The organism is Methylorubrum sp. GM97 (assembly GCF_024347855.1).
Classification (GTDB): Bacteria; Pseudomonadota; Alphaproteobacteria; order Rhizobiales; family Beijerinckiaceae; genus Methylobacterium; species Methylobacterium extorquens.
The window spans coordinates 5410032-5428449 of sequence record NZ_AP025942.1; the positions used below are offsets into that span (position 1 = coordinate 5410032).

Annotated in this window: 15 protein-coding genes and 1 tRNA gene; 3 read left to right on the forward strand and 13 right to left on the reverse strand. The window is 69.5% G+C overall.

Going from position 1 to position 18418, the window contains the following annotated elements; translation table 11 throughout:
• Nucleotides 1–18 precede the first annotated feature (18 nt).
• The 7 genes from glmM to MSPGM_RS25070 all read right to left on the reverse strand — a co-directional run bounded on the left by glmM (nt 19) and on the right by MSPGM_RS25070 (nt 7950).
• A complete protein-coding gene (glmM, locus tag MSPGM_RS25040) occupies nt 19–1359 on the reverse strand; it encodes a phosphoglucosamine mutase (RefSeq protein ID WP_003601519.1) in 1341 nt (446 codons plus the stop codon).
• A 186-nt stretch (nt 1360–1545) separates the two neighbouring features.
• On the reverse strand, nt 1546–2295 hold the full coding sequence (locus tag MSPGM_RS25045) for a sulfite exporter TauE/SafE family protein (protein ID WP_003601517.1): 750 nt from the start codon (nt 2293–2295) through the stop codon (nt 1546–1548).
• Nucleotides 2296–2410: 115 nt separating this feature from the next.
• Nucleotides 2411–4339: an ATP-dependent zinc metalloprotease FtsH gene (gene ftsH / locus MSPGM_RS25050; protein WP_003601516.1), complete on the reverse strand. Its 1929-nt coding sequence runs from the start codon at nt 4337–4339 to the stop codon at nt 2411–2413.
• Between the two features lie 137 nt (nt 4340–4476).
• On the reverse strand, nt 4477–5505 hold the full coding sequence (gene tilS, locus MSPGM_RS25055) for a tRNA lysidine(34) synthetase TilS (protein WP_015857660.1): 1029 nt from the start codon (nt 5503–5505) through the stop codon (nt 4477–4479).
• Nucleotides 5502–6527: a tol-pal system protein YbgF gene (gene ybgF, locus MSPGM_RS25060; RefSeq protein WP_003601512.1), complete on the reverse strand. Its 1026-nt coding sequence runs from the start codon at nt 6525–6527 to the stop codon at nt 5502–5504. The genes tilS and ybgF overlap by 4 nt, the downstream gene beginning before the upstream one ends.
• Before the next feature lie 173 nt (nt 6528–6700).
• Nucleotides 6701–7213, reverse strand: coding sequence for a peptidoglycan-associated lipoprotein Pal (pal, locus tag MSPGM_RS25065; RefSeq protein ID WP_003601510.1), 513 nt, complete (start codon nt 7211–7213; stop codon nt 6701–6703).
• Between the two features lie 383 nt (nt 7214–7596).
• Nucleotides 7597–7950 carry a hypothetical protein gene (locus tag MSPGM_RS25070; protein ID WP_003601508.1) on the reverse strand — a complete coding sequence of 118 codons (354 nt, stop codon included), beginning with the start codon at nt 7948–7950 and terminating at the stop codon, nt 7597–7599.
• Between the two features lie 102 nt (nt 7951–8052).
• Here MSPGM_RS25070 and MSPGM_RS25075 point away from each other — a divergent pair, with 102 nt between their 5' ends.
• Entirely contained in the window at nt 8053–8451 is a 399-nt protein-coding gene (locus tag MSPGM_RS25075) for a response regulator (RefSeq protein WP_003601506.1), read from the forward strand.
• Nucleotides 8452–8539: 88 nt separating this feature from the next.
• Here the strand turns inward: MSPGM_RS25075 and MSPGM_RS25080 are convergent, their stop codons facing one another.
• Nucleotides 8540–9562: a WcbI family polysaccharide biosynthesis putative acetyltransferase gene (locus MSPGM_RS25080; RefSeq protein ID WP_261926043.1), complete on the reverse strand. Its 1023-nt coding sequence runs from the start codon at nt 9560–9562 to the stop codon at nt 8540–8542.
• Between the two features lie 47 nt (nt 9563–9609).
• Here MSPGM_RS25080 and MSPGM_RS25085 point away from each other — a divergent pair, with 47 nt between their 5' ends.
• Complete coding sequence (locus tag MSPGM_RS25085; RefSeq protein WP_003601502.1) at nt 9610–10671, forward strand: GSCFA domain-containing protein; 1062 nt, start codon at nt 9610–9612, stop codon at nt 10669–10671.
• Between the two features lie 148 nt (nt 10672–10819).
• On the opposite strand, the gene hemC is transcribed toward MSPGM_RS25085, so the two are convergent.
• On the reverse strand, nt 10820–11749 hold the full coding sequence (gene hemC, locus MSPGM_RS25090) for a hydroxymethylbilane synthase (RefSeq protein WP_043707381.1): 930 nt from the start codon (nt 11747–11749) through the stop codon (nt 10820–10822).
• A gap of 195 nt (nt 11750–11944) precedes the next feature.
• On the opposite strand from hemC, the gene MSPGM_RS25095 reads away from it, so the two are divergent.
• Nucleotides 11945–12020 (forward strand) — tRNA-Lys (locus MSPGM_RS25095).
• Between the two features lie 307 nt (nt 12021–12327).
• On the opposite strand, the gene ggt is transcribed toward MSPGM_RS25095, so the two are convergent.
• The 4 genes from ggt to MSPGM_RS25115 form a co-directional block, all read right to left on the reverse strand.
• Nucleotides 12328–14037 carry a gamma-glutamyltransferase gene (gene ggt / locus MSPGM_RS25100; protein WP_003606633.1) on the reverse strand — a complete coding sequence of 570 codons (1710 nt, stop codon included), beginning with the start codon at nt 14035–14037 and terminating at the stop codon, nt 12328–12330.
• 80 nt (nt 14038–14117) lie between these two features.
• Nucleotides 14118–15011 carry a polysaccharide deacetylase family protein gene (locus MSPGM_RS25105; protein WP_190273150.1) on the reverse strand — a complete coding sequence of 298 codons (894 nt, stop codon included), beginning with the start codon at nt 15009–15011 and terminating at the stop codon, nt 14118–14120.
• Nucleotides 15012–15052: 41 nt separating this feature from the next.
• Nucleotides 15053–17524, reverse strand: a complete 2472-nt coding sequence (locus MSPGM_RS25110) for a branched-chain amino acid ABC transporter ATP-binding protein/permease (RefSeq protein ID WP_015857663.1) — start codon at nt 17522–17524, stop codon at nt 15053–15055.
• 2 nt (nt 17525–17526) lie between these two features.
• A complete protein-coding gene (locus tag MSPGM_RS25115) occupies nt 17527–18396 on the reverse strand; it encodes a branched-chain amino acid ABC transporter permease (protein ID WP_003598242.1) in 870 nt (289 codons plus the stop codon).
• Nucleotides 18397–18418: the final 22 nt, after the last annotated feature.

Consider the following 18418-nt stretch of genomic DNA (forward strand, 5'->3'; position numbering starts at 1 on the left):
TGCATCAGGCCGGCGTCTTCAGGCCGCTGCGCGGGTGACAGCGTCCACGACTTCGTCCACGACCTCGGCGACGAGATCACGGTCGTCCCCCTCGGCCATCACCCGGATCACGGGCTCGGTGCCGGAGGGGCGGATCACGAGGCGGCCCGACTGGCCGAGCCGGTCCTTCGCATGGGCGATGGCGGTGACCACCGAATCCGCGCGCAGGGGCTCACCGGAGCGGAAGCGGACGTTCTTGAGGATCTGCGGCAGCGGCTCGAAGCAGTGGCACACCTCGCTCACGGGCAGGTTGCGGCGCTTGACGACGCTGAGGAGCTGAAGCGCGGCCACCAGCCCGTCGCCCGTGGTCGCGTAATCCGACATGATGATGTGGCCGGACTGTTCGCCGCCGAGATTGTAGCCGTGCTGGCGCATATGTTCGAGCACGTAGCGATCGCCGACGGCGGTGCGGGCGAGCGTGAGACCGATGCTGTTGATGTAGCGTTCGAGGCCGAGATTCGACATGATCGTCGCGACCAGTCCCGGCTGGGTCAGGCGCTCGTCTTCCTGCCACGAGCGGGCTACGGCCGCCATGAGCTGGTCGCCATCGACCTTCTGGCCCTTCTCGTCGACGATCAGCACACGGTCGGCGTCGCCATCGAGGGCGATTCCGACATCGGCCCGCAGCTCCCGCACCTTCTGCACGAGGGTCTCGGGCGCGGTCGAGCCGACATCGTGGTTGATGTTGAACCCGTCCGGCTCGACTCCGATGGAGATCACTTCGGCGCCCAGTTCCCAAAGGGTTTCCGGCGCGACGCGGTAGGCTGCGCCGTTGGCGCAGTCGACGACGACCCGCAGACCGTCCAGGGTGACGTGGCGCGGCAGGGTGCGCTTGGCAAACTCGATGTAGCGGGCATGCACGCTCTCGATCCGTTTGGCGCGCCCGAGGTCGCGCGAAGCGGAGAGGCGGTTGCGCATGTCGCCGTCGATCAGGCTTTCGATCTCGAGTTCGAGGTCGTCGTTGAGCTTGAAGCCATCGGGGCCGAACAGCTTAATGCCGTTATCCTCGTACGGGTTGTGTGACGCCGAGATCATCACGCCGATATCGGCGCGCATCGATCGGGTCAGCATGGCGACGGCGGGGGTCGGCATCGGCCCGAGCAGCAGCACGTCCATGCCGACGGAGGTGAAGCCGGCGACGAGCGCGGTCTCGATCATGTATCCCGAGAGCCGGGTATCCTTGCCGATCACGACGCGGTGGCGGTGGTCGCCGCGTTGGAAGATCACGCCCGCGGCCTGCCCGACCTTGAGAGCAAGTTCCGGCGTGATGACGACGTTGGCCCGTCCACGGATGCCGTCGGTTCCGAAGTGTTTGCGCAACGTCGCTTCTCCGCGCTCGGCGTGGTTCGCACCGACCAGATTATCAGAATGGCGCCCGGCCGGCAGAACGGATCTCGGGTATCGTGAATCGGTTGCTCCGGGATAAAGGCGTTCGAAATGGGGCGGCCCAGCCGGATCGGCGAGCAGTGGGTGCTTCGTCTTTTTCCCCGAGGGCCGGAGTCTGCTCTATCGAAGAAGTTGCGGCAGGCCCGAGAGAAGCAGGGCGATGCCCGAGACGGTCAGGAGGCCGAGAACGAGCCGGCGAAACCCGGTCTCGCTCAAGCCGATATAGGCACGCGTGCCAACGATGGTCGGGATCAGCATGGCCGGCAGGACTACGAGGATCATCGGCAACATGCTTCGTGTGACGATCCCGGACGCGACGTAGATGGTCAGCGTGACGGCGAGCATCGATAGATTGAAGTTCTGGATGACGGCGCGCTGCACGTCACGCTCGTAGCCGCGGAGCGTGCACCAGAGCGTCGGCAGCGTGCCCGTGAACCCGCCGAGACCCCCAAGGATGCCGCCGCCAAGGCCGACGGCAGCGTCGGCGAGACGGCCGCCGACGGTGATGCGCGGCCAATCCTTCGACAGGAGCATCGCGGGGCACCAGAGCACGAGAATGGCGCCGAGGATCGTCTTGAACCAGTGCATGTCGAGATGCGGCAGCAGGAGCGCCCCGAGCGGGACACCGGCAAGGCCGCCGAGCACGAAAGGCGCCAGCAGGCGGAGATCGAAGCCCCGGCGCATCGTAACCGCAGCGATGATCTGCCCCGTGAGCGCACCGGTCACCGCGAGTGCGGCTGCAAGCTGCGGGTCGATCACCCAGGCCCAGACCGACATGGCGACGAGGCCGAACGCGAAGCCCGACAGCCCTTGGACGAAGCCGGCGATGGCCGCGCCGAAGGCGACGATGAGATAGACCGAACTCGACATGCGCCGGGTCTTTTCACCCTTGTCTTGAGGCAGGGTCTGCCGGTGCGGTGGCGCGCCCGATGGCCACGAAAAAGGGGCGCCTCACGGCGCCCCTTTTCCAACCTTGATCGTCCGTTCAGCCCTGCGGCTGCGGGCTCGGCTCCAACCCGCCATCGCTGCCGCGCGGGCGGCCACGGCCGGTCGATGGCACCGGCGAACCGCGGGCCGGGGTCGGCGGAACGTCGCCCGAGTCGCGCACCGGCGGTTCGCCCTGGAGCAGCTTGCGGATCTCGTCGCCGGAGAGGGTCTCGTATTCGAGCAGGCCCTGCGCCAGCGCCTCGAGATCGTCCTTGCGCTCCCCGAGGATGCGGCGGGCCTCCTCCAGGCCGGCCTCGACGAGGCGGCGCACCTCGGCGTCGATCTTCTGGGCGGTTGCCTCAGAGACCGTCTGCTGACGGCCCATCGACATGCCGAGGAAGACCTCGTCGTTGTTGTCGCCGTAGGCCACGGTGCCGAGTTCCGGCGAGAAGCCCCAGCGGGTGACCATCATCTTGGCCAGCCGCGTCGCCTGCTCGATGTCGGACTGGGCGCCCGAGGTCACCTTGTCCTTGCCGAAGATCATCTCCTCGGCGATGCGACCGCCCATCATGATCGCCAGCCGCGAGGTCATCTGCTCGAACGACATCGACAGCTTGTCGCGCTCGGGCAACTGCATGACCATGCCGAGCGCCCGGCCACGGGGGATGATCGTCGCCTTGTGGACGGGATCGGTGGCCGGCACGTTCAACGCGACGATGGCATGGCCGCCCTCGTGGTAGGCGGTGAGGCGCTTCTCGTCCTCGGTCATGACCAGGGTACGCCGCTCGGCGCCCATCATCACCTTGTCCTTGGCGTCCTCGAACTCGTGCATCGTGACGATGCGCTTGCCGCGGCGCGCTGCCAGCAGCGCCGACTCGTTGACGAGGTTCATCAGATCCGCGCCGGAGAAGCCGGGGGTACCGCGGGCGATGGTCTTCAGGTCGACATCCGGCGCCAGCGGCACCTTGCGGACGTGAACGCGCAGGATGCGCTCGCGGCCGGTGACGTCCGGGTTCGGCACCATGATCTGGCGGTCGAAGCGGCCGGGACGCAGTAGGGCCGGATCGAGCACGTCGGGGCGGTTGGTCGCCGCGATGATGATGACGCCCTCATTGGCCTCGAACCCGTCCATCTCCACGAGGAGCTGGTTGAGGGTCTGCTCGCGTTCGTCGTTGCCGCCGCCGAGGCCGGCGCCGCGATGACGGCCGACCGCGTCGATCTCGTCGATGAAGATGATGCAGGGCGCGTTCTTCTTCGCCTGCTCGAACATGTCACGCACGCGGGACGCGCCGACGCCGACGAACATCTCCACGAAGTCCGAACCGGAGATCGTGAAGAAGGGCACGTTGGCTTCACCCGCAACCGCGCGGGCGATCAGGGTCTTACCGGTGCCGGGCGGGCCGACGAGCAGCACGCCGCGCGGAATGCGGCCGCCGAGGCGCTGGAACTTCTGGGGATCGCGCAGGAACTCGACGATCTCCTGAAGGTCCTCCTTGGCCTCCTCGACGCCGGCCACGTCATCGAACGAGACGCGCCCATGCGCTTCGTTGAGGAGCTTGGCCTTCGACTTGCCGAAGCCCATGGCGCGGCCAGCGCCGGACTGCATCTGGCGCGAGAGGAAGATCCAGGCGCCGATGAACACGAGGATCGGCAGCCAGCTCACGAGAAGCTGGATGAACCAGGGCGTGTTGTCGGAAGGCGGACGTGCCGTGATCTGCACGCCCTTGCCCTGGAGCTTTGAGACCAGGCCCGGGTCGTTCGGCGCGTAGCTCGAGAAGTTGCCGCCGCCTACATAGGTGCCGCTCACGTCCTGGCCGGAAATCGTGACGGACTGAATCTTGCCGGCGTCGGCATCGTTCAGGAGCTGGCTGTAGGCGATCTCGCTGCCGCCGCCACGGTGACCCGGGTTCTGGAACAGGGTCACGAGGGCGAGCACCAGCAGGAAGATGACGACCCACAGGGCGAAATTGCGGAAATTCGGGTTCATCGATCGGTCCTGGGAGGCGTGCGAGCGTCGTCCCGCAATGTCGCGGCATACCCCACGCACTCCAGGCCAATGTAGGCGGCGCCCCACCGGTTGCCAAGTAAATCGGCTGCCCCTGCGGCGAGGGCGACCGCGTAACGTTAGCGGCGGCGATCCCGCGCCCTGCGCGGCGGCGCCGCGACAAGGCGGATCGTCCCCTCGCCGTCCGCCTCGATCAGGACGCCGCGGAGGGTGCGGCGCAACGCCCTCCCCTCGGCCAGAGCCGGCAGCAGCGCATCGAGAACGAGCGCTTCGAGCCGTTCCAGGCGCTTCGGAACGGGGGCTTCGTGAGCCGGTGCGACCGTGTCGAGAGCCGCATCGACGACGCGCAGGACGATGGCGCAGGGTTCGCGGCGCAGGCGTAGCCCGTCGAGACGCAGCGCTGCCTCGTCCGTGCGCGTGATCTCCGACAGCACGGCCTCGGCCCGCTGCCTCAGCGCCGCGTCGTCCCGCCCGGCGCGAACGGCAAGGCGGGCCAGCCGCGCCGCGTTCAGGCCTTCCTCCGCCAGGAGCGGCAGAAGGCGGCGCAGCCGGGCTCGGGTGAAGCGCTCATCCGTGTTGGAGGGATCGCGCAGGAACGGGAGTCGGTGCATCTCGCAATAGGCCACGAGGTCGGCCTTCGAGAGGCTCAAGAAGGGCCGCACCAGCCGGATGCCCGGTGCCAGGACGCGCTCTTCCCGCATTCCGGCGAGCCCGGAGGGCCCGCTTCCGGCGATGAGCCGCATCAGCACGGTCTCGGCCTGATCGTCGAGCGTGTGAGCGGTGAGAATAAGACCCGCGCCGATCCCTGCGGCATGGTCCGTCAGGAGCCTGTAGCGGGCGCCGCGCGCCGATGCCTGGATCCGGCTGCCATGTCGCGGCGCGTCCCAGGTCAGAATCGTGTGGACAAGGCCGAGCTCAGTGGCAAGGCGTCCAACCCCGAGCGCTTCATCGGCCGAACCCGGCCGGAGGGCGTGATCCACCGTGGCGACGCGGAACCGGTCCCGCCCCGCTCGGGCGGCCGCGTGCATCAATGCCGTGGAATCGGGTCCGCCCGAGACGGCGAGCAGCGCCGGGCGAGCGGGTTCTTCGAGCAATGGTGCGAGGGCGCGGGCGAGCCGGTCGTCGAGGGACGCGGGCGCTGCGCTCAAGCGGCGCAGCGGGCGCGCTTCTGCTCGCGCTCGACGCCCTGGCGCACGATGGCGTTAGCGCTCGGAAACTTGCGCTCGACCTCGGCCAGCGTGGCGCAGGCCTGGGCCTTCGCGCCGAGCGCATGCAGAGAGGTGCCGAGCTTCAGCATCGCCTCGGGGGCGACGGGCGAATTCGCGTAGTCGGTCGAGACCTTCAGGAACTGCTCGGCGGCCTCGCGCGAGCGGCTGCGCTGGAGGTAGCTCTCACCGAGCCAGTAGGTCGCCTTCGGCACCAGCCGGTCGCGCGGATGCGATTGGATGAACTGACGCAGGCTCATCTCGGCCTGCTCGTACTGGCGCTCGCGAATGAGAGCGTAAGCGGCCTCGAAATCGGCCTGCGCGTCACCGCTGCCGGTGGCGGCGATGCTCGCGCTCCCGACGGGGGCTTCGACCGGTGCAATCGACCCGGTGCGCGAGGGCGGCGGCGAGAGATCCACCGGACTGCCGAAGCCGGGCGGCGGCAGATCGCCGTCCTCGGACGCATCGGCCTCCGCCTCCACCACCGTCGGGGGAACGGAGCGGCGTAGGGGTGTCTCGGCTTCTGCGATGGCGCCGGTCGGCAACGGCAGCGAGGGCTGCGTCGTCCCGAGTGGCTTCGGGGCGCCCGGCGCATTCGGGTTCTGCTCGGGATCGAAGGCATCGCTGCGCTTGCCAGGCCGGCCCTCACCGGGGTTGGTGCCATAGGGGGCAGCCGAAGGCGGCGCTGCTGCGGGCGCCGGTGCCTTGCGGGTCGGCGCGGTGGCGCTCCCCTTCCCTTCCTGGAAGCGGAACTCGACATCCTCCTGGAACTTCCGAAGCTGTTCCTTGAGCTGCCGGTTCTCGTACTGGAGCGTCTCGATCTGTCCCGAGAGCTGACGGGACACGTTCTCGAGGCGGTTGAGACGCACCACGAGTTCCGACGCATCCTGCGCCCGCGCGCCGCAGAGCACTGCTGGCGCGATCGCGAAACCGAGTCCGAGGGTCAGGAGGAGGCGGCGGAACATGGCGGCTGGCACCGATCGGTCTTCTGGTTCGCGGCCGACGTCGTGTCCTCTCCGAACCCTCCGCTGCGCCGTCGCGGCCGGAGCGGCAACGGTCGACGACCGGCGGTTCGATGAGGCACGCTTACCCGATAGCAGATGGCCCGGTCGGCCGCAAAACCGGGCCCGCACCCGTCTCAGGAGCCGGCGCCGCCGTCCAGAACGCTGACGGAGCGCCGGTTCTGCGACCAGCAGGAGATGTCGTTGCAGACCGCCACCGGGCGTTCCTTGCCATAGGAGACCGTCCGCATCCGCGAGGCCGAGATGCCGCGGGAGGCGAGGTAATCTTGCACGGTCTGTGCGCGGCGGGCGCCGAGGGAGTAATTGTATTCCCGCGTGCCGCGCTCGTCGGCATGGCCCTCGATGAGGAAGCTGTAGCGCGGGTAGCGCTGGAGCCACGATGCCTGCTTGTCGAGGGTGGCGGTCGCGGTCGGGGTGAGATCGGTCGAGTCGGATTCGAAGAACACCCGGTCGCCGATATTCACCACGAAATCCTGGGCGCTGCCGGGGCGGGCCGCGCCTCCGGGGCCGCCGGCACCGAAGCCGGACGCGTCGGCAAGATCGCTGTCCTTGCTGCAGGCGCCGAGGCCGAGTGCGGCGCAAAGGGCCAGCGTCAGGGAAAGCCCACGGAAACGCGCGGGTGTCGACATCGTCTCTCTCCTCACGGCCGAGCCGTGCCGGTTGTCCTGTCGGCGCCCGCTCCGATCGTCTGGCGATCGGGGCCGGCTCCGAATCTCGGTTTGAAGGCGCTCCCGATGACCGGACGCGGATCCGTGTCGGCCCTGAGCGTTTCGTCCCGAACGGTGTAGCCGCGGATGGTTAAGTGTCTCTCACGCAAGCACCCGCACCGCTGTCTGTCCGCGAGACGGGCCGGATGGCGGGCCGCGCTGCCGCGACCGTACCGACCGGCGACCGATCCAAGCTCGACCGCGGCGACGTCAGTGTTCTGTCCAAGATTGCGGCGCGCCGTGGGCGCGAGCGGAAACGGCGACGCTTTGACCTGCAATGTTGCGATGCGGCAACACGCGCCGCATCACACGCCGCGCAACGTCGCGATCGCGTTCCGGGCCTGACGGGCGGCGTGAACCGCGGCGCCCAGCGGCGCCGCGATTTCCGCGCCGCTCAGGCAGGCCTGCTCCAGGGCGGCACAGGCGCCCGACAGACGGTGGAAGGAAAGCGCACCGCTCGACGAGACGAGGATGTGGGCGTCGCTGGCAAGGCGCGCCGCTTCGCTGGCGGGCGGATCGAGGCGGATTGCGATCTCGTGGTCCAGGACTCCGAGCAGCTCCATGAGGCGGGGGCGGCCGAACAGATCCGCCAACTCCGCCAGCGCGTCGGCATCGAAGGCTGGCGCCTGGACGGGACGCTGCGCGTCAGGCTCATTCATTCCATTGCTCAGCTTTGCGAAAACTTGCTATGCGGCGGTCAAGTTAATGATGCATTAACTGTTCCGCCATGTGATGGGCGCGCCGCAAACTGGACAAGGGCCATGCCTTCCGCCCCGACCGTGCTCATCGTCGAGGACAATTACCTGCTACTCGAGATGCTGACGCGGCTGTGCGAGCGCGAGGGCATGCGTGTGCTTGCCGCGTCGAGCGGCGAGGCGGCGCTGACGACGTTGCGGGACGGGGGCGAGGCCATCGATTGGCTGCTCACCGACATTCTCCTCCCCGGTCTGATCGACGGCTGGGCCGTGGCCGCCGCCTATCGCGAGCGTCATCCGAGGCGGCCGGTCGTCTATGCCTCGACCGCAGCGCAGATCGAGAGCCGCACGGTTCCCGGGAGCATCTACATCCGTAAGCCGTTCCAGGCCCGGGAGATCGCGGAACTGGCGAGCGTGATGGCTGCGTCGCACGGCCTCGGAGACGGCCGCCGCATCGCCGGCTGAGTCAGTTCCGACAAGACCACCGCTTCGCCATTTTGCCGAAAGCGGAAGCGTGACGCTGCAGGCTGACGCGGTTCCGTGACGAAGGGGTCTACGCCGCACCGAAGAGCGCGCCGATCTCCGGATCCTCCTCCCAGGCCTCGACCCGCGCATTCGTAAGATCCTCCGATCGCTGCCGCGCGTAGAGGGCAAAGCTCTCGGCCACGAAATCCGGCAGATCGAGCAGGCGCGGCGCGGCGCGGCGGCCGTCTCCCTTGAACAAGGTCGAGCCCGGCACGCCGTAGCGCTCGGCGATTCCCGGCAGGACCGGCCAGACCGGCTCGGACGTCAGCGCATCGGGGGCGTAGGTCTGGACCGGGATGTCGAGCGGGTCGTGGCCGGTCTCACGGGCGAGGCGCCGGGCGATGTCGCCCAAAACGTGCAGGTGCGGGTGGTTGATGACGTGCATGAACACGCCGCCACGGCTCCACAGCGCGAATTCCCGCTCCAGGCCGAACCCCACGTCGCGGGCGGTGCGAAGCAGGTAGTCCGCGCTCGCCTGCCACAGGTCGAAATAGCCGAGCCGGTCGAAGACGGCACCGGTATAGAGTCGCAGGGTCGCCTCGACGCTCAGCCCCCGGCGAAAGCCGTGGAGCGCGATCGCCGAGTGATACGGCCCGATCGGCGAGGCAACGAGACGGGACAGCCTCAGGCTCGCTTCGTCGCCGACATGGATGAGATCGGAATGGAAGCCGGAAAACAGGATCGTCGGAAACAGCCGCAGCCCCGGCACGCGTTCGGCGAGCCCGTGGACGTTACCGCCGGCGACGAAGCCCGTGGGGAAGAAATGAGAGAAGACGTGGTCGGCGTCCCGGAGATGGTGTGCCAGCCGATCGAGATTCCCGAACCGTCGGCCGAGCCCGGCGACGAGAAGCGTTTCGACCGCGGCCTCCGGAAGCAGCAGCCGCAGCGCCTGCGCGACGCCGGCTGCCTGGCAATTGCCGATCACCACGATCCGCGGGCGGCCAGCCGGCCGTTGCCACGGTCTCGCCCAGGATCGCGGGGAGAACGGCTGCGCCGCGAAGGCCCGGACGGCCGGGGCGAGCGGTTTGAAAAGGGCGGGGAGCGGGGCCAAGCGGCGCGCGACCTCTCGCGGGCATGCGTGCAGGATCGGATCAGGCGATGAACCCTTACCGCGATCTACCGGCCGAGCGCTTCTGGCGCAAGGCGGTGGCGGGCGTGCCGCCCTTCGCCCTCGATCCGGGTCCGCGCGAGACCTTTCGCATCGCCCGCACCGATCGCGTCGCGACCGCCGGCTCCTGCTTCGCGCAGCGCGTCTCGCAGGCGCTGGCCCGCGGCGGATTCCGCTACCACGTCACAGAAACCGCGCCCGATGGGTTGAGCGAGGTCGAGGCAGCGTCGCGCCAGTTCGGCACCTTCTCGGCGCGTTACGGCAATCTCTACGGCCCGCGCCAGTTCGTGCAGCTCTTCGACCGGGCCTTCGGTGCCTTCGATCCGCAGCTCAAGGCGTGGCAGCGGGAGGACGGACGCCTCGTCGATCCGTTCCGCCCGACCATTGAACCCGATGGCTTCGCCGACGAGGCCGCAGTGATCGAAGCCCGCGAAACCCATCTCGCCCGGGTCCGCGACCTTTTCGAGAGCCTCGATGTGCTGGTCGTGACGCTCGGCCTCACCGAGGGCTGGCGTTGCCGCGCCGACGGGGCGGCGCTCTCCCTCGCGCCCGGGGTCGCGGGCGGGCAGTTCGATCCGCAGGAGGTCGCCTTCGTCAATGCGGGCACGGTCGAGGTGATCGCCGACGTCAACGGGTTCCTCGATCGGCTCTGGAGCGTGAATGCGGCGGCACGGGTCATCCTCACCGTCTCGCCGGTGCCGCTGATCGCGACCTATCGCGATCAGCATGTGCTTGTCGCCAACGCACACTCGAAGGCGGTGCTGCGGGCCGCCGCCGGGGAGGTCTGTGAACGCAACGATCCGCGTCTCGTCTACTTCCCGTCCTACGAGATCATCACGAGCCACACCAATGGCGGGCGCTACTACGAGGAAGACCAGCGCGGCATCGCCGAGGCCGGCGTCGCCCACGTGATGCGCGCTTTCATGGCGAGCTTCGCCCCCGGTTCGGCCGCGAAACCGGAGCCGCAGCCCTCCCACGACAGCGAAGCGGAATTCGCCGGCACCGCGGGCGTCATCTGCGACGAGGAGACGATCGAGCGCAGCCTCGTCTGATCGGCGTTTCGCTCGATCCGAGCGGGAAGCGAGCGCTCAGCCCGCGCGACGCGCGAGGAGGCAACCCGTCGTGCAGGCCCGACGGGATCCCGCCCAGGCCCAGATCCGCGATCCCAAGGGGATCAAGCGGATTTGGAATGGAGGGGAACTACTTGAGGTGGGCGAAGTAGACGTCGCCCGCCGCCCGCTTCAGCTCGGCCCCGGCCTCGCGGCCGATCGCATCGGCATCCGCGGCCAGTCCCTCGCGATGGACCGCCCAGTGGCGGCTGCCATCCGGCAGGAACAGCAACCCGTCGAGGCTGATGCGATCCCCCTTCACCTGCGCGAGCGCCGCGATGGGGGTGCGGCACGAGCCGTCGAGTTCGGCAAGCAGCCCGCGCTCCGCGTCGAGCGCCGTCGTCGTGGTGGCGCAGGCAACCGGCGCCAGCAGCGCCCGGATCGCGTCGTCGCCGGCCCGGCACTCGATGCCGAGTGCGCCCTGCGCCACGGCCGGGAGCATTTCTTCCACCGACAGCACGCTGCGGGCGACATCGGCCATCCCGAGGCGCTGCAGGCCGGCGAGCGCCAGCAGCGTGGCGTCGCACTCCCCCGCCTCCAGCTTGCGCATCCGGGTGTTGGCATTGCCGCGCAGGGGCACGATGGTGAGATCGGGCCGGTGCATCAGCACCTGCGCGCCCCGCCTGAGCGAGGAGGTGCCGACCCGTGCACCGGGGGGCAGGTCGGCCAAGCCGTTGGCCCCATTCGCGCTGAGGAAGGCGTCGCGCGGATCATCGCGTTCGAGGATGCAGGCGATGGCGAGCCCGTCGGGCAGCCAGGTCTCCACGTCCTTCATCGAGTGGACGGCGACATCGATCTCGTCGGCAAACAGGGCCTGTTCGAGTTCCTTGGTAAACAGGCCCTTGCCGCCGATCTCGGAGAGGGGCCGATCGAGCACGCGGTCGGCCACGGTCGAGACGACGACGATCTCCGTCTCCAATCCCGGATTGGCCGCGACGATCCGATCGCGGACCATGCCGGTCTGGGCCAGCGCCATCGGGCTGCCGCGGGTTCCGATTCTCAAGGCGCGCGAAAGGCTCATCCCCGCGCTTTAGCCGAGACGACGCCGCCCGTCACGCGCTGGCGCGCCTGTGAGGCTGTGCGGGACGAGCGATCCCGGCGGCACTTTGTCGGAAAACTTTTCGGAAGGGGCTGGACAGGCCGTCCGCCCGTTGCTAATCCGCCGCCACCGAACGGGATTGGTGGCCCGGCGGTCCAGCCTCTCCCCCGAGGCTTAGGGCGCATAGCTCAGTTGGTAGAGCAGCTGACTCTTAATCAGCGGGTCCTAGGTTCGAACCCTAGTGCGCCCACCAAACTCCCCCAGACACTCAGCCAATCGAATGCTTACTGGACCGGTGACGGTGTAAGCGATGGAAAGATTGGTGAGCCGTTTTTCTCCTCCGACATTGTCATGCGTTTGAGCCTGGAATCATCGATTCCGGTCCTGGCATAAATCTCTGCGGTGACATGCTACGGCGCGTCGCGCTGCACACCGTCGATTTTCCGGCGACGAGCGTGTCGTCTTACACCCGGCACTAGTTGATCTTACTCCATCCAGCGCCATCCCAAATGTAGCCTGTACTCGTTGACGGACAGCCGTCGAGGTAATCAGCATCCTGATCAAAGGCCGAGGGCCAAGCCATCACTGCGCGGATCGTGGGCGCCGACGAAGCGGCCGTCATCCTCGAGGCGGATCGCGCCGGGATGGCCGGCTAGGGGGCTCTGGGCGGGGATGGGGCTGATCTCATGCCCTCGCGCCTTCAGCTCTTCGAACACGGCCTGACCCGCATCGAGTTCGAGCTTCAGGCTGTCGCGGCTGTCCGAGAAGGTCTTGCCCAGAAGGAACCGAGGGCGCGCGAGGGCGGTGAGCGGATCCATCCGGTAATCGATCAGGCGCGTCAGCACCGCCGACAGGGTCTGGGGTTGCCCATCTGCGCCCTGCGTTCCGTACAACAATCTCGGACGGCCGTTCTGGAAATACATGCCGGGATTGAGCGTGTGGAACGGACGCTTTCCGGGGCGCAGCACGTTGATACTGTTGGCGTCCACGCTGAAGGACGCACCGCGATTGTGCCAGAGGATGCCGGTATCGCCCGCGACGACGCCGCTTCCCCAATCGAAATAGACCGTCTGCAACAGGCTGACGCAATTGCCGTCCCGATCGGCGGCTCCGATGAAGACCGTATCCCCCGTCTTGAAGACGTGCGGCCAGGGCGCGGCCTTGCGCGGATCGATGCTCCGGGCCTGTGCGTCGAGGTGCGAGGCCGATAGCAGCCGCTCGACGGGCACATCGACGAAATCGGGATCGGCGATGAAGCGGTTGCGGTCGATGAAGGCCAGCTTCACCGCCTCGACGAGGAGGTGGTAGTAATCGGCGCTGCCCTCGGGAAGGGAAGCCACGTCGAAGCGGTCGAGAACACCCATGATCTCGAGGGTGGTGAGGCCCTGTGTCGGAGGGCGCAGGCTGATGAGCTCCCCGCCCCGGTAGGGCACGCGCAGCGCGCTCTCGTTGCGCGCCCGGCAGCGGGCAAGGTCGTCCGCCGTCAGGGGCGAGCCCGCCTGCTCCAACCCACGCGCGATCCGCTGGGCCAACTCGCCCTCGTAGAAGTCGCGGCCACCATTCTCCGCGAGCGTCGTCAGCGTGCGGGCGAGGTCGGGCTGCCGAAACGTCTCCCCGGCCTCCGGGATGCGGCCTTCGGCGGTGAACACGCGCACGATATCGGGCCAGTTGCCGATCTCCTTGGCGCGGAAGTTCGCCCAGAAGCGTTGCGACGGCGTCAGGGGAAAGCCCTCTGCCGCATAGGTGATCGCGCGCTGGAACAGCCCCTTCCAGGATTGCCGCCCGCCCCAGGCCTGCTGGCTGTAGGTGAAGGCTTGCTCCCAGGTATCGACGGCGGCTGCGGACGTGATCGCCGATCCGGGTCCGCGCAGCGGGATCGGCCGGCCGTCCTCCGGCAGCTTCGCCGCCGCCTGCCCGATGCCGGACAGGGTGAAGCTGGCGCCGCTGCGGTCGCTGACGATCATGAACGCGTCACCGCCCAAGCCGCAGAAATGCGGGTAGGTCACGCAGAGGGTGGCGTTGATGGCGATCGCCGCCTCGATGGCGTTGCCGCCTGCCCTCAGCACCTCCCGCCCGGCTTCGCTGGCCAGTTCGTGCGGGCTCGTCACCATGCCCCGGCGGGACTGGGCGAGAGCGCCGCGCGGGGCGCTCGCTTCGGCGAAGAGACGGCTCGGCATGGTCGTCGCCCCCAGGGCAGCCGCAGAGGTCAGGAGAAGCGCGCGCCGCGAACCGGCCGACGCGGAATGGTGAGGGCTTTCGCTACGATCCATGACCGCGTCTCCGGGGCTTCCGCTCGGGCCGAGCGAGAGACCGCCGCCCGGAGAGGCCTGAGACCGGCGGCACTGTGCCGCTACTCCAGCAATTCGGCGGCGTGAGCCGCGATCGCGCCGGCCGTGGTGAGCCAGACCGTGTCGCGATGCCCGGCGATCCGTTCGAGCGCCTGCCGCAAGGGGCGTAAGCGGTGCGGCTGGCCGACGATGTAGGGGTGGAGCGCGATGCCCATGACCAACGGCGCGCGGCGCGACTGCTCCAGCATCTCCTCGAAGGCGTCGGTGATGGCCTCGGCGAAGACACGTCCCGTGTCCTTGCGGGCGACGATCGCGGGGATGTCGTTGAGTTCCTGCGGATAGGGCACCGAGAGGATGCGCCCGCCGTTCCGCGTCGCGAACCACGTTGGCTGGTCGTCGTGGCACCAATCGAGCAAATAGCGGTAGCCCGCCTCGGCCAGCAGGTCCGGCGTGACCCGCGACTGCGAGATCCAGGGGCCGAGCCAGCCCGCGGGCGCCCTGCCCTCCTCCCGCGTCAGCACGGCGGTGGCCTCGGCGATGAGGGCGCGCTCCTCGGCCTCCGAGAGGGTGCCCTGCCGCTCGGCATTGCTGCGGCCATGCCCGACGATCTCGTCGCCGCGGCCGCGGAAGGCCTCGATCAGGCCGGGGCAGTCCCGGTAGATCCGGCTGTTCACGAGGATGCTCGCCGGCATCCGTAGGTCGTCGAGCATGTCGCGGATGCGCCACGCACCGACCCGGTTGCCCCAGTCGCGCCATGCATAATTCAGCACGTCCGGCTGGGGGCCGCCCGGAGCCAACTCGGCGCCGAGGCCGTCACCGAACTCGAAGGTTTCGAGATTGAGCGCGAGGTAGACCGCGAGGCGCTTGCCCTCGGGCCAGTCGTAGACCGGGCGGTCCGGCAGGGCGGAATAGGCGTAGCGGCCATGGCCGGCAGGGGGCGGCGCCGATGTCGTCACGGGGATGGTCTCGATCCTGTTGTTGTGGGACGCGTGCACCGTCACGCCGCCCCGAGATAGGCGGCCTCAAGGGCCTCGTCCGCCTTGAGCTCTGCGGCCGTGCCCTCCGCGGCGACGCGCCCCTGCTCCAGGACGTAGCCGCGGTCGGCCACGGTCAGCGCCAGCGCGGCCATCTGATCGACGATGAGGATCGTCGTGCCCTGGTCGCGCAGCTCGGCCACGGTCGCGTAGAGGCTGTTGATAATCGCCGGGGCGAGCCCGAGGGAGGGCTCGTCGAGCAGGAGGATGCGCGGATGCGCCATCATCCCGCGGGCGATCGCCAGCATCTGCTGCTCCCCGCCCGAGAGCAGGCCGGCGCGGCTGCCCGCCCGTTCGCGCAGGCGCGGGAAGCGGTCGAGCAAGGCCTCGACCTCGGCCGGATCGACCCGGCCGCCGCGGCTCCAGGCGCCGAGGCGGATGTTCTCGACGACGGTGAGTTCGGGAAAGACCTGGCGCCCTTCCGGCACCAAGGCGAGGCCGAGCCGCGCGATCCTGTGGGCCGGCAGCGCCGCGACGGGCGTGTCCGCCAGCACCACCGAGCCCTCCACCGGGCGCAGCAGGCCCGCGAGCGAGCGCATCACCGTCGATTTGCCGGCCCCGTTCGAGCCCAGCAAAGCCACGGTCTCGCCCGGCCGCACCACGAGGGCGATGCCGTCGAGCACGGGTGCGGCGCCGTAGCCTGCGCGCAGGCCGTGGGCGGAGAGGACCGCGTCGGCCGGACCGCTCCAGGGGGCGGACCGCGGCCGGGCCGGGGTCTCGGCGGCGCCGAGATAGGCTCGCAGCACGGCGGGGTCGCGGCGCACCTCGGCGGGGGTGCCGCGGGCGATGGGCCGGCCGGCATCCATGACGAGGATGCGGTCGGACACGCCCATCACCAGCGGCATGTCGTGCTCGACGAGGATCACCGCGATGCCGCAGGCCGCGATCCGGCGCAGCAGCACGCCGAGGCGGTCGGTCTCGGCCCTGGCGAGGCCGGCGGCCGGCTCGTCGAGGAGCAGCACTTTCGGGGACCCGGCCAGCGCGCGGGCGATCTCCACCAGCCGTCGGTCGACATGGGGCAGTTCGGAGGCCGGACGGTCGAGGGCGCCGGCATAGCCGACGAAGGCGAGCAGGGCCGCCGCGTCTTGGCGATCCCGCGCTTGCGCCCGGCGCAGCAGGCGTCCGGGCGCACGGGCGAGGATCACGTTCTCGACGACGCTGAGCGAGCCGAACAGCCGGGTCGTCTGGTAGGTGCGGGCGATGCCGGCGCGGGCAATGACGTGGGCCGGTCGTCCGCCCAGCTCAAGCGCTCCGAGACGGATCGAGCCGGCGCTCGGCCGGTAGAAGCCCGAGATCATGTTGAGAACGGTGGTCTTGCCGGCGCCGTTCGGGCCGATCACGCTGGTGATGGCACCGGGGCGCGCCTCGAAGGCGACGCCGTCCGCCGCCCGGATCCCGCCGAAGGCGATGCCGAGCCCCTCGACGGCGAGCGGCTCGCCCCCGGTCCGGTGCAGGAAATCCGGTGCCTCGGCTCCCGGCTCCGAGCGCGCTCCGCCACCCCGCGGTAGCAGCCGGGCAAGGCTGCCGACGATGCCCGCCGGCACGAGCCAGAGCACCACGAGGGTGGTCAGGCCGAAGAACAGCAGCCGGTACTCGGCCAGCCCTGCCAGCGCCTCGGGCAGGAGCACCGTTACCAGCGCGCCGAACAGGGGCCCGAGTACGGTGCCGGCTCCGCCGACCACCACCGCGAGGACGAACAGGATCGACTGCGTGAACGGGAACGAACTCGGCGCGATGAACAGCATCAGCGGTGGCAGTACCGCGCCCGCGAGCCCGGTCAGCGCCGCGGAGATCGCGAAGGCGGCGGTCTTCACCCGGACCGGATCGAAGCCGAGCGAGGCGGCGGCGACATCGGCGTCGCGCACCGCGCGCAAAGCTTGGCCGAGACGGGCATGGCGCAGCCTGTGGAAGCCGTAGAGGCTGAGGCCCGCGCCGATCACCGCAAGCCAGGCGAGGTCGCGTTCGCCGAGGAGAAGGCCGAACAGGCTCGGGCCGGTCGCGACCACGAGGCCGTTCTGCCCGCCGGTGAGTTCCCCGCCTTCGATCAGCGCGTGCTCGACGAGGAAGCCGAAGGCGATCGTCACCATCGCGAGGTAGGGCCCGCGCACCCGCATCGCCGGCACGGCGAGCGCCGCGCCGACAAGGGCGGAGAGCCCGGCCGCAGCGGGAAGCGCCAGCCAGAAGCTCACGCCCTTGAGCGTCAGGATCGCGCTCGCATAGGCGCCGAGCGCGTAGAACCCGGCATGGCCGAACGAGATCAGGCCGGCGAGCCCCAGCAGGACGTTGAGCCCGGTGCCGGCCACCACCGTGAGTGCCACGAGGGCAATGACGAAGTGGCTGTAGCCGCTCGTCGCGGCGACGAGGCCGAGGCCCGCGAGCGTCAGGGCCAGGATGGCGAGCGGCATCGCGGCCGGCGCCCGGAGTGGCGAGCGCATGGTCAGACCTTGTTGACGGCGGCGCGGCCAAGGAGGCCGTTCGGGCGGAGCGCCAGCGCGAGGATGATGACCGAGAAGACGACGATCTGGGTCGCACCGGAGCCCAGCGTCGCAGTGACGCCGGCCTCCACGAGGCCGTAGAGAAGGCCCGCCAGCACCACCCCAGTGGCCGAGCCGATGCCGCCGAGGATCGCCACGGCGAAGGCCTTGATCCCGAACAGCGCGCCCATCTCGGCCGAGACGGAGAAGAGCGGCGCGATGAGCAGGCCCGCCGCGCCCGCGAGCACGGCCGAGAGCGCAAAGGCGCAGGCCACGGTGCGGGCGACGTCGATGCCCATCAGCCGTGCGGCTTCGGAATTCTGCGCCACTGCCAGCAGCACCCGGCCGAGTTCCGTGCCGCGGAACACGGCGCGGATCGCCACGGCCGCCGCAACGCCGACCACCGGGATCAGGAGCTGGAGCGGGTAGACGCCAGCCCCCAGAACCTGCACAGGCGCCGCGACCAGCGCCGAGGGCAGGCTGCGCGGTTCCTTGCCGAAGGTGAACAGCAGGACGTTGTCGAGGATGATGCCGCCGGCCACCGTCGCCAGGAGCCACGCATCGGAGCCGCGCACCACGAAGGGGCGCACCAGCAGGCGCTCCACGGCGAGCCCGAGCCCTGCGCAGCCGGCCAAAGCCGCGGCGATCGCCAGCGGCATCGGCCAGCCGAGCTGAACCGCGAAGGTGTAGCCCAGCACCGCCCCGAGGGTGACGGCGCTGCCTTGGGCGAAGTTCACCGTGCCGGAGACCGCGAAGGTGATGTGGAAGCCGAGCGCCACCAGCCCATACATGCTGCCGAGGCCGAGCCCGCTGACGAGGGTGCTGGTCAGCATGGTGACATCCCCTGCCCTCTTC